Origin of the sequence: Microbispora sp. CL1-1, assembly GCF_012034195.1 — a bacterium.
GTDB lineage: Bacteria > Actinomycetota > Actinomycetes > Streptosporangiales > Streptosporangiaceae > Microbispora.
Genome location: NZ_JAATEK010000002.1, coordinates 73,589 through 88,545 on the forward strand (window position 1 = coordinate 73,589; position 14,957 = coordinate 88,545).

Here is a 14,957-nt window from a genome sequence, read left to right on the forward strand (position 1 = left end):
GCGCGCCGCGCGGGACCGCCGGGGGCCGACCGTCTCCCGCAGGTCAGGGATTCGGCTGGACATCCCCCGGCGGTACGCGGGAGACACGCGGTGGAAACACCCCGCGGCGATGATGGTCACGGTGCGCGTGCGGGCGCTCATCCTGCGCCAGGGGCCCCGGCTCCGGTCTCGGCGAATCCCTGGATGCCGGCGAACGGCCCCACGGCGGACCGGGCGGCGGCGTGAGCGGGGAGGATGACGAGATGCGCCAGTTGACGGCACTCGACGCGCAGTTCCTGAGCGTGGAGTCGGCGACCACCGCGACCCACGTGGCGGGCGTCGCCATACTCGACCCGTCGGCCTCGCCCTCCGGCGCTCTGACCAGGGATGCGCTGATCGCCCTGCTGCGCGAGCGGCTGCACCTCGCCCCGCCGCTGCGGATGCGGCTGGCCGACGTGCCCTTCGGGCTCGACCGGCCGTACTGGGTGGACGACCCCGACGTGGACCTCGACGCGCACGTGCACGAGACCACGCTCCCGGCGCCCGGCGGGGAACGCGAACTGGCCGCCTATGTCGCGGGCGTCCACGCGCGGCGGCTCGACCGCGGCCGGCCGCTGTGGGAGGCGCACCTCATCCACGGCCTGGAGGGCGGCCGGTGCGCGCTCTACACGAAGGTGCACCACTGCGCGATCGACGGCGTGTCGGGCTCGGAGATCCTGACCGCGTTGCTCGACCCGTCGCCGCAGCCGCGCCGGGTGGAGGCGCCTCCCGCACCGGTGTCGCCGCAGGTGCCCGGGACGCTCGCGATGCTCGCCGGCGCGATCACCCGGTCGATCGTCCAGCCGGTGGAGACGCTGTGCTCGCTCGCCCGCGCGGCGGCCGACCTGGACGCGATCCCGGTGGTGGCGGCGCTGCCCGACGCCCGGCGCCTGGCCCAGGCCGCCCGCGTGATCGCCGGAGACGCGCGCCCGCTGCCCGCGACGCCTCCGCTGGTCGCGCCGCGCACGCCGTTCAACGGCCCGATCTCCGCGGAGCGGGAGGTCGCCCTCGGCTCCGTGCCGCTGGCGGAGATCAGGAGGGTGGCCAGGGCCTTCGGCATGGGCCCGAACGACGTGGTGATGACGCTGTGCGCGTCGGCGCTGCGGCGCTGGCTGCTCGCCCACGACGCGCTGCCCGCCCGGCCACTGGTGGCCGCCGTGCCGGTGACGCTGCGCTCGCGGCGGCCGGCGGGCGACCCGTCCCGGGACGCCGCTTGGGTCGGCAACCGGATCTCCGCGATGATCACACCGCTGGCCACGGACGTCGCCTCTCCCGCGGAACGCCTGGCGGCGGTGCGCTCGGCCCTGGCCGCCGCCAAGCGGCGCTTCGCCGTCTCCCACCGCACCTGGCTCGACGACGTGTGCGCCATGGTGCCGAATGCCTTCGCGGCGCTGGCCACGCCGGTGGTGTTCCGCCTCGCGGGGGTCGCGGGGGCGGGCGTCAACCTCATCGTGTCGAACGTGCCGGGGCCCCGCCTGCCGTTGTATCTGTGCGGCGCCCGCATGATCGCCTACCACCCGCTGTCGGTGGTCACCGACGCCACCGGGGGGATCAGCATCACCTGCGCGTCGTACGACGGGCGGCTGGACTTCGGCGTCGTCGCCTGCCCGGCCCGGTTGCCCGACGTCTGGAGCATGATCGGTCACCTGCGCGAGGCGATGGACGAGCTGCTGGCCCTGCTCGACGACTCCCCCGAAGACTCCGCTGAAGACCCCGCTGAAGACCCCGCTGAAGACCCCGCTGAAGACTCCGCCGTACGGCCCGGGAACGAGCAGGGGGAGATGGTGCCCGCCTGACCTCGGGGGTCACGGCCCCGGTCAGCGCAGGGCGCCCGCGATCAGTTCGGCGACCGCGTCGGGATCGATGTGATGGCCGGTGAGCAGGCAGATGCTCTCCTGGTAGAGCAGGACCGCGGCGAAGGTCGCGGCGGCGGCCTCCAGGCGGGCCGCGTCACCCCGCCCGCCCGGCAGGGCGAGCTCCAGGGCGAACCTGGCCCGGCGGATGATCTCGGTGTTCAGGCGGCCCAGGCGCTCCCGTACGGACAGGTGCGTGTCGGCCTCCCGGAACAGGATGCGCCGCATCGCGGGGGACGCGTGCAGCGGCAGCCTGCGGGCGAGCCGCGACAGCGCGCCGGCCGCGTCGCCGGGCACCGCCTCCACCTCCTCCTCGATCACCACGGTGCGCTCGTCCACCAGCGAGATCAGCACGTCGATCTTGCGGGGGAAGTAATGGAAGACCAGGCCCTTGGGCACGCCGGCGAGCTCGGCGATGCGCGCGGTGGGCGTGGCCTCGTAGCCGCCGCCCGCGAACAGTTCCTCGGCGGCGTCGAGGATGCGGGTGCGGGCGTCGCCGTCGGGCGGCTGCTTCCTTCTCCGCGAGCGCGACCACGCCTTGGCGGTCTGGAGAGGGCTGTCCACGGACCGAACCTTAACCACAGTGGGTGCCCCAACACCATGACGCGAGGGAGAGGGCAGGCATACGCCCGGCCGCGAGCCCCGTGCCGAGTGGCACAGCGCCCGCGGCCGGGCGCACCGGGGTCACCGGCCCTCGGCGGCGGTGGGAGGCGGCGCCTGGGGCCGGCGACGTGTGGCCGGAAACCGGTGTCAGTGGCTCGTGGCCTTCTCGGCACCGAGGCCGGTGAGCGAGCGGACCTCGATCTCGGCGTACTTCGAGCCGTTGTACTCCTTGCTCAGGATCGTGCCGAGGTAGCCGCACAGGAAGCCGATCGGGATCGAGAAGATGCCCGGGTTCGACAGCGGGAGCACGTGGAAGTCGGCGTCGGGGAACATCGCCGTCGGCGCGCCGGAGACGACCGGCGAGAAGATCACCAGCACCACGGCGGAGATGAGGCCGCCGTAGATGGCCGAGACCGCGCCCGCCGTGTTGAACCTCTTCCAGAACAGGCTGTAGAGGATCGCCGGAAGGTTGCCCGACGCGGCGACCGCGAAGGCCAGCGAGACGAGGAAGGCCACGTTGAGCGACTGGGCGAAGATGCTCAGCGCGATCGCGACCGCGCCGATCACGAACGCGGCGATCCGGGCGACCACGACCTCCTGGCGCTCGGTGGCGCCGCCCCGCTTGAACACGTGCGCGTAAAGGTCGTGGGCGAAGCTGGAGGACGACGCGAGGGTCAGGCCCGCGACGACCGCGAGGATCGTGGCGAACGCGACCGCCGCGATGACCGCCAGCAGCACCGTGCCGCCGACGTCGCCGAAGATGTCCTGGCCCACCTGCTGGGCGAGCAGCGGGGCCGCCGTGTTGCCGGCCTTGTCGGCCTCGGCGATCGTCTTCGAGCCCACCAGGGCCGCGGCGCCGAAGCCGAGCACCAGCGTCAGCAGGTAGAACACGCCGATGATGCCGATGCCCCACATGACCGACTTGCGGGCGTCCCTGGCGGTCGGCACGGTGTAGAAGCGGATGAGGACGTGCGGCAGGCCGGCGGTGCCGAGCACCAGGGCCAGGCCGAGGCTGATCAGGTCGATCTTGCCCCAGACGCCCTGGGCCTCGGTGCCGTACTTGAGACCGGGCTTGAGGAAGGCGTCGCCCTTGCCGCTCGCGTTGGCGGCGTCGCCGAGCAGGCCGGACAGGTTGAAGCCGAACTTGCCGAGCACCAGCAGGGTGATCAGCGCGGCGCCGACCATCAGCATGACGGCCTTGACGATCTGCACCCAGGTGGTGCCCTTCATGCCGCCGAACACGACATAGATGATCATCAGCAGGCCGACCAAGATGATCGTCCAGATCTTGCCGGCCTCGGAGTGGACACCGAGCAGCAGGCCGACGAGCGCGCCCGCGCCGACCATCTGCGCGAGCAGGTAGAAGATGCTCACGACGATCGTGGACACGCCGGCCGCCGTACGGACCGGGCGCGGGGACATGCGGAACGCCAGCACGTCGGCCATCGTGTACTTGCCGGAGTTGCGCATCAGCTCGGCGACGAGCAGCAGCGCCACCAGCCAGGCCACGAGGAAGCCGATGGAGTAGAGGAAGCCGTCGTAGCCCGACAGCGCGATGATGCCGGCGATGCCGAGGAACGACGCGGCCGACATGTAGTCGCCGCCGATCGCCAGGCCGTTCTGCAGGCCGCTGAACGACCGGCCGCCGGCGTAGAAGTCCGCCGCGCTCTTGGTGTGGCGGCTGGCCCAGAACGTGATCGCCAGTGTGCCGGCAACGAAGATCACGAAGAGGATCGTGGACAGCGTCTCGTGACTCACTTCGCGCCCTCCCCGACCTCGTCGTGGGTCTCGGCCCCGCCGCGCAGCTCGTCGGCGATCGGGTCGAGCTTGGCCTCCGCGTGCCGCGAGTACGCCCACGCGATCAGGAACGTCGACACGAACTGCAGCACACCGAAGACGAGGGCGACGTTGATGTTGCCGAACAACTTGGCGCCCATGAAGTCCCGGGCGAAGCCCGACAGCACCACGTAGAGCAGGTACCACACCAGGAAGGCGATGGTCATGGGGAACGCCCAGGACCGGTAGCGGCGGCGCAGCTCCTGGAACTGCTCACCCGCCTGTATACGTTCATAGACCGATGGATCGTGCTGGACGGTCACAAGATCTCCTTCGGCAGTGATCTGGATCACTTCAACGTAGGAGCGCGCCCTGCGCGGCGACGAGTCCCGGGAGCCGCCGAGTCGCCCAGCCGTAGCGCCCGCTCGTTCACATGGCGCATCCCTGCGACGAATGGTCGGTTGCACGCGCTGAGCGGTCACCCATGCGTTACATGAAACGCGACCGCAAACGCCCGGCTACATGAAACGCGGCCGCCAGTCGCCCCGGTCGACGTTCAGCGTCTCGGGCGTGTGCAGGCGGACCATCGTGCGCGCCACGCCACGCGGCACCCGCGACGGCGTCAGCAGCGACACCACCACCATGACCGTGAACGACACGGGCACCGTCCAGGCCGCCGGCTCCGCCAGCAGCGACCCCGCCCAGCCGCTGTGCGGGCCGCCGATGATCGTGACCACGACCGCCGTGCAGGCCAGCCCTCCCCCGGCCAGCAGGCCGGCCATCGCCCCCGCCGTCGTCAGCCTGCGCCACCAGATGCCGAGCACCAGCAGCGGGCAGAACGACGAGGCGGCCACGGCGAACGCCAGCCCCACCACGGTCGCCACCGGCAGCGACCGGGCCACGCCCGCCAGAGCGAACGGCACGAGCACCGCGAGCAGGGTCGCGACCCGGAACGCGCGCACCCCGCCGCGCAGCATGTCCTGAGCGATCACCCCGGCGACCGACACCGTCAGCCCCGACGACGTCGACAGGAACGCCGCGAACGCCCCCGCGGTCACCAGCGCCGTCAGGAACTCGCCCACCGGCCCGCCGACCAGCCTGCCCGGCAGGGCGATGACCACGGTGTCGCTCTCCGGCATGCCGTAGACGTGGCCGAGGTAGCCGTACACGGCGGGCATCAGATAGAAGGCGCCGAGCAGGGTCAGCACGACGAGCGTGGTGCGGCGGGCGGCCATCCCGTCCGGGTTCGTGTAGAAGCGGACGAGCACGTGCGGCAGCCCCATCGTCCCGAGGAACGTCGCCAGGATCAGCGAGTACGTCTCGTAGACCGGATGCTCCTGGCCGTGCAGCGGCAGCACCCACTCGTCCCCCGGGGCGAGCCCCGGCCGTCCGTCCGACCACCAGGCCATCAGCATGAAGACCAGCGGCACCGCGAGCGCGGTCAGCTTCAGCCAGTATTGGAACGCCTGGACGAACGTGATCGACCGCATGCCGCCCGACAGCACGTTGGTCGCGACCACCGCCGCCACCAGCAGGCTCCCCGTCCACGGCGGCGCCCCCGTGATCGTACGGAAGACCAGCCCGGCGCTCTGGAACTGCGGCATCAGATAGAGCCAGCCGATCAGCACGACGAGCACGCTCGACAGCCGCCGCACCGCCATCGACTCCAGCCGCGCCTCGGCGAAGTCGGGCAGCGTGTAGGCCCCCGACCGCCGCAGCGGCGCCGACACCAGCACCAGCAGCACGAGGTAGCCGCCGGTCCAGCCGACCGGCAGCCACAGCATGTCCGCGCCGAAGGTGAGGATCAGCCCCGCGACGCCGAGGAAGGATGCCGCCGACAGATACTCCCCGCCGATGGCCGAGGCGTTCCACAGGGGCGAGACCGTGCGGGAGGCGACGTAGAAGTCCGACGTGGTGCGGGACACCCGGATGCCGAACGCGCCGATGAGCACGGTCGCCAGCATCACCAGGACGACCGCGACGATCTGGTTCACCGGTGCGCCGTTCTCGTCGGCACTCCCCGCGGCCGGCACACGGTCTTCATCGGCGCTCCACGAGGTCGGCGAAGTCGCGTTCGTTGCGTTCGGCCTGCCGCACGTACAGCCAGGCGCCCCCGACGAGCGCCGGATAGATCAGCCCCGCCAGCACCACCCACGGCAGCGGCAGCCCGAGCAGCTCGGCCGCGCGCAGCTCCGGGGCCAGCAGGAACAGCAGCGGCAACCCGCCCACGACGCAGGCGAGCAGGCTGCACACGAACAACGCCAGGCGAAACTGGGTGCGCACCAGGGAGCCCATGTAGACCTCGCCGAGGCGGGTCTGCTCGTCGATCTCCCGGGTGAGCGGGTGCCGTGGCCTGGGCGCCGCCGCCGTGCGCGGGCTGGTGACCACCACCCTGCGGGGCTTCCCGCCCGTCGCCGCGCCCTCGCCCTGTCCGCGCGTGCCGGACGCCGCCGCCTTGCGGGGCTTGCCGCTCATCGTGCCCTCACCGCCCGCTCACTGGGCCTGGCCCCGGCGGGCCCGGCGGACGAGCAGGTCGCGCAGCTCCCGGGTGTGGCGCCGGCTCACCGGGATCTCGGTCTCCCCCACCCGCACCACGCACTTGCCCGAGTCGATGTGCAGCTCGTCGATGTGCTTGACCGCGACGAGATGACTGCGGTGGACGCGCAGGAACCCCGCCGACGCCCAGCGCTCCTCCAGCGTGGCCAGCGGGATGCGCACCAGGTGGCTGCCGGTCGCCGTGTGCAGCCGCGCGTAGTCGCCCTGCGCCTCGACGTACCGCACCTCGGTGCTCGCCACGAACCGGGTGACGCCGCCCAGCTCGACCGGGATCGTGTCCGCCTGCGGCCCTTCCCCCGGCTCGCCCCGGCTGCCGCACACCCGGCGGATCGCCTCGGCGAGCCGCTCCGGCCGTACGGGCTTGAGCAGGTAGTCCTCGGCCTTCAGCTCGAAGGCGTCCACGGCGTGGTCCTCGTACGCCGTCACGAAAACGATCTTCGGTGGGCGGGTGAACTGGGTCAGCAGCCGGCCCAGCACCACGCCGTCGAGGCCGCGCATGCGGATGTCGAGGAAGACCGCGTCGATCGGCCTGCCGTCCGCGATGGCGCGGTCGAGCAGCCGGAGCGCGGCGGCCCCGTCGCGGGCGGTGAGCACGTCACCGATGCGGGGGTCGGCGCGCAGCAGGTAGGCGACGTCCTCCAGCGCGGGCTGCTCGTCGTCCACCGCCAGAACCCGCAGACCGCTCACGATCACCCCTTTCACCGACCGATCCCCTAGAGAGTGATGACCGAAACGTGTGGAAGTCAACGCCTCCCCATCACGACCGCATCACGGCTGGGATCGCGCCGGCCCGGGGGTCAGCCCGGACGGCGGCGCAGCAGCGCCCCGGGGTCGAGCGTCACCCGGAACGGCTCGTCGAGCGTCGCCGGCTCGCCCGTCCGCATTACGTGACGCTCGCGGTACTCCCCCGCGACGAGCTCGAAGACGATGACGCGCGGCTCCGGCTGGTCGAGGCGGACCACCCAGGAGAACGGGATGCCGATGCTCGCGTAGACCTGCCGCTTGGTGATCATGTCGCGGGTGACCGCGTCCTTGCCGGTGATCTCGGTGGCGATCAGTGTGTCGTGCCCCTTGAGCAGGTCATAGCCGCCCTCGGCCAGCTTGCCCGGCACGGTGACGAGATCGGGAGGACTGCGGTAGCCGGGCAGCGGCCCCGGGACGTCGACGTCGACCGGCCCGATGGTGATCAGATCCAGCCCGGCGTCCTCGGCCGCGTCATTCAGCAGGCGCATGAGCCGATAGGCGACGTACTGGTGCTCGGGTGCGGGGGAGTTCTCGACCAGGAGGTTCCCGTCCTCGATCTCGTAGCGGAATCCTTCCGGCAGGTCGCGCGTGTCGTCCCGGGGCCACGGACACCGGCTCCCCTGCCGGCCGAACGTGATCGTCACACTCATCGGCGTGGAACCTCCGGGCGAGGGGCGGCCTGACCGGCGTGAAAGCTAACAGTAATCATAGGGATACGCATAGCTTTCCGAATGGTCAGGGCGTGAAGGATCAGGTCCGGACGCCGGGGTGATATTTGGGGACGCGTACGGCGACCTTGGTGCCGGCGCCCTCTCCGGTCTCCACCACGAGGCCGTACTCGTCGCCGTAGACCTGGCGCAGCCGCTCGTCCACGTTGGCCACGCCGATGCCGCCCGCGCCCGAGCGGTCCTCCCCCGCGAGCACCCGGCGCAGCCGGTCGGGGTCCATGCCGACGCCGTCGTCCTCCACCGTGATCACGCACTCCGCGCCCGCGTCCTCGGCGACGATCGTGATGCGGCCGACGCCCGGCTTGGCCTCCAGGCCGTGCCGTACGGCGTTCTCGACCAGCGGTTGCAGGCACAGGAACGGCACTGCCACCGGCAGCACCTCGGGCGCGATGCGCAACGTGACCTGGAGCTGGTCGCCGAACCTGGCCCGTTCGAGCGTGAGATAGCGGTCGATCGAGCGCAGTTCCTCCGCCAGGGTCGTGAAGTCGCCGTGCCGCCGGAAGGAGTAGCGGGTGAAGTCGGCGAACTCCAGCAGCAGTTCCCTGGCCCGCTCGGGGTCGGTGCGGACGAACGACGCGATGGTGGTCAGCGAGTTGTAGATGAAATGCGGCGAGATCTGCGCCCGCAGCGCCCGGACCTCGGCCTCCATCAGCATCGTGCGGGACCGGTCGAGCTCGGCCAGCTCAAGCTGGGAGTCGACCCACCGCGCGACCTCCTGCGCCGCCCGCACCAGCCCGGCCGAGGCGTGGTCGCCGTACGCCGCGAGCGAGCCGACGACCCGGTCGTCGGTGGTGAGCGGGACGACCACGGCGTGCCTGATCGGGCACTCGGGGCGCAGGCAGTCGAGCGCGAGCACCTGCGTGCGGCCGTCTTTCAGCGTCTCGGCGGCGTGCTCGAACGCCTCGGCCGCGTGGTGGTCGCCCACGCCGTCGTAGACGAGCAGCTCCTCGCCGTTGGTGATGGCGATGGCCGGGGAGCCGAGCAGTTCGCGCAGGTGCCGCGACGCCTTGAGCGCCCCCGCCTGGGTCAGCCCGGCGCGCAGCGGCGGCGCGGCCAGCGAGGCGGTGTGCAGCGTCTCGAACGTCGCGCGCTCGGCGGGGCTGCTGCCGAGGTCGCGCCGCCCGCGCAGGACCCGCCACAGCACGACCGCCGGCACGGCCACGAGCACGGCGACGACGAGCACTGTCACGACCGGTTCCACGCCGCCGCAGCCTACCCGGCGCGCGCCGCCCGTCCGCTCGCGCGGCGGCGAACGGTCCCCATCGCGCGCCGGACCGCCCCCGGCCGCCGCTGAGCCGCGTCTCTCTCCGGGCCTCTTCGCCGGGCCTTCCGCCGGGCCTCTCACCGGGCCTTCCGCCGGGCCTCTCGCCGGGCCTACCGTGCGGCCGTCGCGCGGACGAAGGCGGCGACGGCCTCGCCCAGCTCGCGGCCCGCGTCCTCCTGCAGGAAGTGACCGGCGCCGGTGATGACGGGGTGGTCGAGCCCGGCCGCGCCGCGCATCGACTTCTTCAGGATCGGCGCCATCCCCCCGGTGATGGGGTCGCGGTCGGAGAACGCGACGAGGAGCGGCAGGTCGAGCGTGACGAGGGTCTGCCAGGCGGCGCGGTTGGCGGGCGCGGCCGGGTCGTCGGGGGTGATCGGCACCAGGCCCGGCATCGCCCGCGGCCCCGCCTTGAACTCCTCGGAGGGGAACGGCGCGTCGTAGGCCCGCCGTACGGGCTCGGGCAGCTCGGTGACGCACCCCGACTGGATGAACCGGGCGATGTCGAGCACGGGCGCGTTCTCGACGGCCTGCCGGAAGCGGTGCCACACCTCGGGCATCGGGATGTCGCCGGTCGGCAGGCCGGTGTTGGCGGCGACGACCCTGGCGAAGCGGTCAGGGTGCTCGGCGACGAGCCGCAGCCCGATCAGCCCGCCCCAGTCCTGGCCGACCAGCGTCACGCCGCGCAGGCCGAGCGCGTCGAAGGCGAGCGACCGCACCCACTCCACGTGCCGGGCGTACGTGTGGTCCTCCGGGCGGGACGGCTTGTCCGACCGGCCGAAGCCGATGAGGTCGGGGGCTACGGCCCGGCAGCCCGCCTCGGCCAGCACGGCCATCACGTGCCGGTAGAGGAACGACCAGCTCGGCTCCCCGTGCAGCAGCAGCACCGGCGGCCCGTCCGCCGGGCCCGCCTCGACGTACGCCATCCGGGCGCCGCCGGTCACCTCGGCATAGCGGGGTTCGTACGGGAAGTCGGGCAGGTCCGCGAAGCGTTCGTCAGGAGTGCGGAGGAAGTCCATGGAGGGGCACCTTTACGTTGTAGATTCACATGTGGAGGGATTCGTCCAGCGCGGCGCGGATGCGGGCCGCGTAGTCCTCGATCTCGGCGTCGCCGTCGTACTTGACCCGGGGCCAGAAGAAGCCGCGCAGGCCGTCCTTGCGGTTGCGCGGCACGACGTGGACGTGCAGGTGGGGCACGCTCTGGCTGATCCGGTTGTTCATCGCGACGAACGTGCCGGCCGCGCCCGTGCCCGCCTCGACCGCCCGCGCGACGGCCTGGACGCGGGAGAAGAACGGCCCGATCTCCTCGGCCGGAAGGTCCGTCAGGGTCTCGACGTGGCCGCGCGGCACGACGAGCACGTGCCCCTTGAACACCGGCCGGACGTCGAGGAACGCCGCCGCGACCTCGTCGTCCAGCACCATGTGGGCGGCCCGCTCGCCCGCCGCGATCTCGCAGAACACGCAGCCGTCCACGGTCACCAGCCGAGCGTGGCGTCGCCCTCGATGAGGGCCCTGGCGATGATCAGCCGCTGCACGTCGTTGGTGCCCTCCCCGATCGCCATGAGCGGCGCGTCCCGATAGAGGCGCTCGACCACGAACTCCTGGGAGTAGCCGTAGCCGCCGTGGATCCGCATCGCCTCCATCGTCGCTCTGAGCGCCACCTCGGAGGCGAAGTATTTCGCCATCGCCGCCTCGCTGCGCACCGGCCCGGCCTCCGACCGCACGGCGGCCCAGTACGTCATGAGCCTGGCCGCCTGGATCTCGGTCGCCATGTCGGCCAGCTTGAGCTGGATCGCCTGGAAATCGGCGATCGGCTGCCCGAACGCGTGCCGTTCGCGGGCGTAGCCGAGGGCCGCCTCGTAGGCGCACTGCGCGACGCCGACCGCGCGGGCGGCGATGTTGAGACGGCCGAGTTCGAGCGCCGACAGCACCTGCTGCATGCCGCGCCCCTCGGCGCCGCCGAGCAGCCGCGACACCGGCACGCGTACGCCGTCGAGGACGACCTCGCACGTCTCGGTGCCCTTGTAGCCCAGCTTGGGCAGGTCGCGGCTGATGGTCAGGCCCTCGCTGGCGGCGTCCACCAGCAGCACCGACATCCCCCGATGGGCGGGCGTCTCGATCGAGGTCTTCACCAGCACGGGCAGCGGGTCGGCGTGCCGCGCGTTGGTGATCCACGTCTTGGTGCCGGTGACGACGTAGTGGTCGCCGTCGCGGACCGCCCGGGTGGCGATGCCCTGCAGGTCGGTGCCCGCGCCCGGCTCGGTCAGCGCGATCCCCGTACGGCGGGCGCCGCCGGCCAGGCCGGGCAGGTAGTGGCGGCGCTGCTCGTCCGTGCCGTATTCGGCGATCATCCAGGTCGACAGGGAGTGGGAGCCGAGGATTCCCGCCACGCCCATCCAGCCCCGGGCGATCTCCTCGAAGACGAGGGCGAACGACACCCGGTCGAGGTCGAGGCCGCCGTACTCCTCCGGGATGGTCATGCCGAACAGCCCCATTTGCGCGAACCGCCGGACGATCTCCTCCGGATAGCGCCCGGTGCGCTCCCACTCGGAGGCGACGGGGACGATCTCCTTGTCCACCAACTCCCGCAGCGTCCGCCGGAACAGCCGCTGGTCCTCGTTCAGCTCGAAGTCCACTACGCCTCCATCGGGCCGGTCTTGGCACGCGGGAAATACCCCTTGTCGTGGGGCGCGTCGCGCTTGTAGACCATCACCGCGCGCCGCCACGACATCACCTCGTCGCCGTCCTGGTTCAGGCCCCGCGTGCGGCAGGTGACGATCCCGGCGTACGGCCGTGACCTCGACTCGCGCTTGTCCACCACGATCGACTCGGCGTACAGGGTGTCGCCCACGAAGACCGGATGGGTCAGCCGGATCTCGTCCCAGCCGAGGTTCATCATCGCCGTCTGGCTCACGTCGATGACCGACAGCCCGAGCACGATCGCCACCGAGAGCCCCGAGTTCACGATGATCTTCCCGACCGGAGCCCGGGCGGCGAAGTGCGCGTTGAAGTGGTTCTGGTTGGTGTTCATCGTCAGCAGCGTGAACCAGGTGTTGTCGGCCTCGCTGATCGTCCGGCCGAGCGGGTGCTGGTAGACGTCGCCGACCACGAAGTCCTCGTAGTAGCGCCCGATGCGGGCTTCATGGACCGTCACACCAGAATACTATTCTGGATCAGCTCCGCGCGGGGTGAGCCCGGCCCGCGACGCCGTCCGCATGCTCCGTCGTTCCGGATCCGCCCGCAGTCACGGCCGCCGCCAGTGGACCGCGAACGCCCGGGCCGGGTTCTCCACGAAGATCGCCGCTGCGACCTCGGGCCCGAGCTCCCGCTCGATCCGCGGTCGCAGGCCGCCGAGCAGGAACGGCATGCCCGGTCCGTCGGCGCCGGACCTCGCCGCCGCGGTGACCGTGTCGCCGCCGAGCAGGATCCGGCGGGAGTGTCCCGCGGCGGCGAGCGCTTCCAGGCAGTCCAGCAGACGCCAGTCGGCGGCGTGATGCGCCCGCGACGGACCGTCGAACGCCAGGTACGCGCCCGCCTCCGCGGCTTCCCGGTGGACGCGCGGGTCCGGGAACCGGTGGAGGTGCCCGAGGATCACGTGGTGCGCGGGCACCTCGTGCGTACGGCACAGCAGGTCGAGCACGTCCATGGCCGCCGTTCCGGCCTCCAGGTGGACGCCGATGGGCGCGCCGGTGGCGTGGTGCGCCTCGGCCGCGGCGGCCATGACGTGCCGCGCGTGCTCGTCGAGCCGGTGATAGGCGCCGGCGACCTTGATCAGGCCCGCTTTCACGGGACCGGCGGTCAGCTCGCGGACGAACAGGCCGGCCAGTCCGCTGCGGACCCGGCGTAACTCCTCCGGGTCGTAGTGCCGCGCCTGGTGCAGGCCGGTGGCGGAGACGAGGTGCACGCCGGACCGCCGGGACAGGCCCGGCAGTTCCTCTGCCCGCCGCCCCAGCCCCCACGGGGTCCACTGCACCACCGCACGGCCGCCGAGCGCGGCGAAGGTGTCGAGCTCGGCGAGCGCGGCCTCGGCGTCGTCCAGTTCCTGGCCCGGCAGGGCCGGCGAGGCGAGGAACAGATGATCGTGCGCGTCGCAGACCCCCAGCTCCCCGGGCGGGATGTCCCCCAGCACGGTCCTGACGGCCGCCGTCATCGGCCGCCTTCCCCTTCCCTCTCCGTGTCCGTCTCCGTCTCCGCGTCCGTCTCCGCGTCCGTCTCAGTGTCCGCGTCCGCGTCCGTCTCCGTGTCCGTCTCCGTGTCCGCGAACGCCGCGACGGCGACGCGCAGCCCGGCCAGCGCCCTCGGCACGCCGATGTAGGGGGCCAGATGCACGAACACCTCGAGGATCTCCTGCCGGTTCATCCCCACGCGCAGCGAAGTCCTCACGTGGCCGGCCAGTTGCGGGTCGACGCCACCGACGGCGGTGAGGGCGGCGAGGTTGACGAGCTGCCGGTCGCGCAGCGACAGCCCCTCACGCAGATAGGTGCCGCCGAACAGCGCCGTGACCAGCCAGTCGGGGAATCCAGGGACGATCTCCTCAAGCCCCGGCAGAAGGGACCGCTGGTAGGACTCGTCCTGTAGGAGGCCGAGCAGCCGGTAGCCCTCCTCACGGTCCAGCCGGGCCCGCGTCAGTCCCTCCACAGACGGCCGCCTCATCGTCATGCCCCGATCCTCCTTTGATAGGTGTAACGCTTTGTGCGTTACATGGAGGACTGTACTGGACGTAACGGCTGAAGCGTTACCCTGTTTTTGTGACCACCGAGGACAAGCTCGCCTTCCGCTTCGACTGCGGCGCGGTCTGGTTGAACCTGCTCGCCACCAAAGGCCGCACGTTCAGCGCGGCGCCGGTGGAACGGCTGGCCACCCCCGCCCGCCTGGCGGAGTGGCTGGAGCGGTGCGAGCTGTCCCCCGCCCGGCCACCCGGCCAGGACGACCTGCACCTCGCGTGGGCGCTGCGCGAGACGCTGCGTGCGCTCGCGCTGGCCACGGTCGAGGAACGGCCGCCGCCGGCGGACGCCGTGGCCGGCCTGGCCGCCTTCCTCGGCGAGCATGACGATCCGGTGCGGCTGAGCGCGGACGACCGGCTGCGGCGCGAGCCCCCGGCGACCACGGCGCACGCCCTGGCCCGGATCGCCCGCCAGGCGGTGGACCAGATGACCGGATCCGACCGGCTGGCCCTGAAGAGCTGCCCCGAAAGTGACTGCAGGGGCGTCTTCATCGACCCGCCCGGACGCCGGCGCTGGTGCCCGAATCCCGCGTGCGCGAGCCGGGGAAGAGTCCGCGCGCTCCGCGCCCGCCGCAACGCCGGCCAGTCATGAGAAACGGCCCGGCGCCGCATGAGCAAGGCTCGGCGTCGGGCCTTCGCGTCCTGTCTTCGCCGACCCCCGGGGAGCCCTGGTGGCGCGCGGGCGCCCGGCGCGC

Annotated in this window: 16 protein-coding genes; 2 read left to right on the plus strand and 14 right to left on the minus strand. The window is 72.1% G+C overall.

Annotation, left to right across the window (positions count from 1 at the left end; genetic code table 11):
- The first annotated feature begins 242 nt into the window (after positions 1-242).
- Positions 243-1,814: a wax ester/triacylglycerol synthase family O-acyltransferase gene (locus HCK04_RS02800; protein WP_142645303.1), complete on the plus strand. Its 1,572-nt coding sequence runs from the start codon at positions 243-245 to the stop codon at positions 1,812-1,814.
- A gap of 21 nt (positions 1,815-1,835) precedes the next feature.
- On the opposite strand, the gene HCK04_RS02805 is transcribed toward HCK04_RS02800, so the two are convergent.
- The 14 genes from HCK04_RS02805 to HCK04_RS02870 form a co-directional block, all read right to left on the minus strand.
- The gene (locus tag HCK04_RS02805; RefSeq protein ID WP_142645304.1) at positions 1,836-2,435 is read right to left on the minus strand and encodes a TetR/AcrR family transcriptional regulator; all 600 of its coding nucleotides are present in this window, start codon (positions 2,433-2,435) and stop codon (positions 1,836-1,838) included.
- A 186-nt stretch (positions 2,436-2,621) separates the two neighbouring features.
- On the minus strand, positions 2,622-4,232 hold the full coding sequence (locus HCK04_RS02810; protein WP_142645305.1) for a cation acetate symporter: 1,611 nt from the start codon (positions 4,230-4,232) through the stop codon (positions 2,622-2,624).
- The gene (locus HCK04_RS02815; protein ID WP_185948907.1) at positions 4,229-4,573 is read right to left on the minus strand and encodes a DUF485 domain-containing protein; all 345 of its coding nucleotides are present in this window, start codon (positions 4,571-4,573) and stop codon (positions 4,229-4,231) included. Before HCK04_RS02815 ends, HCK04_RS02810 begins: the two co-directional genes overlap by 4 nt.
- A 195-nt stretch (positions 4,574-4,768) precedes the next feature.
- Positions 4,769-6,283, minus strand: coding sequence for a cation acetate symporter (locus tag HCK04_RS02820; RefSeq protein ID WP_312845713.1), 1,515 nt, complete (start codon positions 6,281-6,283; stop codon positions 4,769-4,771).
- 7 nt (positions 6,284-6,290) lie between these two features.
- Entirely contained in the window at positions 6,291-6,725 is a 435-nt protein-coding gene (locus HCK04_RS02825) for a hypothetical protein (RefSeq protein WP_205829772.1), read from the minus strand.
- Positions 6,726-6,743: 18 nt separating this feature from the next.
- Entirely contained in the window at positions 6,744-7,493 is a 750-nt protein-coding gene (locus HCK04_RS02830; protein ID WP_142645307.1) for a LytTR family DNA-binding domain-containing protein, read from the minus strand.
- A gap of 110 nt (positions 7,494-7,603) precedes the next feature.
- Positions 7,604-8,200 (minus strand): Uma2 family endonuclease, encoded by a 597-nt coding sequence (locus tag HCK04_RS02835; RefSeq protein ID WP_142645308.1) that lies wholly within the window; start codon positions 8,198-8,200, stop codon positions 7,604-7,606.
- Positions 8,201-8,300: 100 nt separating this feature from the next.
- Positions 8,301-9,479, minus strand: coding sequence for a histidine kinase (locus tag HCK04_RS02840; protein WP_142645309.1), 1,179 nt, complete (start codon positions 9,477-9,479; stop codon positions 8,301-8,303).
- 173 nt (positions 9,480-9,652) lie between these two features.
- Positions 9,653-10,558 (minus strand): haloalkane dehalogenase, encoded by a 906-nt coding sequence (locus HCK04_RS02845; RefSeq protein ID WP_142645310.1) that lies wholly within the window; start codon positions 10,556-10,558, stop codon positions 9,653-9,655.
- A gap of 25 nt (positions 10,559-10,583) precedes the next feature.
- Positions 10,584-11,018 (minus strand): HIT family protein, encoded by a 435-nt coding sequence (locus HCK04_RS02850; RefSeq protein ID WP_312845714.1) that lies wholly within the window; start codon positions 11,016-11,018, stop codon positions 10,584-10,586.
- Complete coding sequence (locus tag HCK04_RS02855; RefSeq protein ID WP_142645311.1) at positions 11,015-12,175, minus strand: acyl-CoA dehydrogenase family protein; 1,161 nt, start codon at positions 12,173-12,175, stop codon at positions 11,015-11,017. Before HCK04_RS02855 ends, HCK04_RS02850 begins: the two co-directional genes overlap by 4 nt.
- Complete coding sequence (locus HCK04_RS02860) at positions 12,175-12,693, minus strand: MaoC family dehydratase (protein ID WP_142645312.1); 519 nt, start codon at positions 12,691-12,693, stop codon at positions 12,175-12,177. Before HCK04_RS02860 ends, HCK04_RS02855 begins: the two co-directional genes overlap by 1 nt.
- 90 nt (positions 12,694-12,783) lie before the next feature.
- Complete coding sequence (locus HCK04_RS02865; RefSeq protein WP_142645313.1) at positions 12,784-13,689, minus strand: phosphotriesterase; 906 nt, start codon at positions 13,687-13,689, stop codon at positions 12,784-12,786.
- Positions 13,686-14,198 (minus strand): carboxymuconolactone decarboxylase family protein, encoded by a 513-nt coding sequence (locus HCK04_RS02870; RefSeq protein ID WP_205829773.1) that lies wholly within the window; start codon positions 14,196-14,198, stop codon positions 13,686-13,688. The genes HCK04_RS02865 and HCK04_RS02870 overlap by 4 nt, the downstream gene beginning before the upstream one ends.
- Before the next feature lie 89 nt (positions 14,199-14,287).
- Between HCK04_RS02870 and HCK04_RS02875 the strand changes: the two genes are divergently transcribed.
- The gene (locus tag HCK04_RS02875) at positions 14,288-14,854 is read left to right on the plus strand and encodes a CGNR zinc finger domain-containing protein (RefSeq protein ID WP_142645314.1); all 567 of its coding nucleotides are present in this window, start codon (positions 14,288-14,290) and stop codon (positions 14,852-14,854) included.
- Positions 14,855-14,957: the final 103 nt, after the last annotated feature.

Coding starts and splice junctions, on each gene's coding strand:
- HCK04_RS02800 (WP_142645303.1), top strand. CDS start 243: ATGCGCCAGTTGACGGCACTCGACGCGCAGTTCCTGAGCGTGGAGTCG.
- HCK04_RS02825 (WP_205829772.1), bottom strand. CDS start 6,725: ATGAGCGGCAAGCCCCGCAAGGCGGCGGCGTCCGGCACGCGCGGACAG.
- HCK04_RS02835 (WP_142645308.1), bottom strand. CDS start 8,200: ATGAGTGTGACGATCACGTTCGGCCGGCAGGGGAGCCGGTGTCCGTGG.
- HCK04_RS02845 (WP_142645310.1), bottom strand. CDS start 10,558: ATGGACTTCCTCCGCACTCCTGACGAACGCTTCGCGGACCTGCCCGAC.
- HCK04_RS02865 (WP_142645313.1), bottom strand. CDS start 13,689: ATGACGGCGGCCGTCAGGACCGTGCTGGGGGACATCCCGCCCGGGGAG.
- HCK04_RS02870 (WP_205829773.1), bottom strand. CDS start 14,198: ATGACGATGAGGCGGCCGTCTGTGGAGGGACTGACGCGGGCCCGGCTG.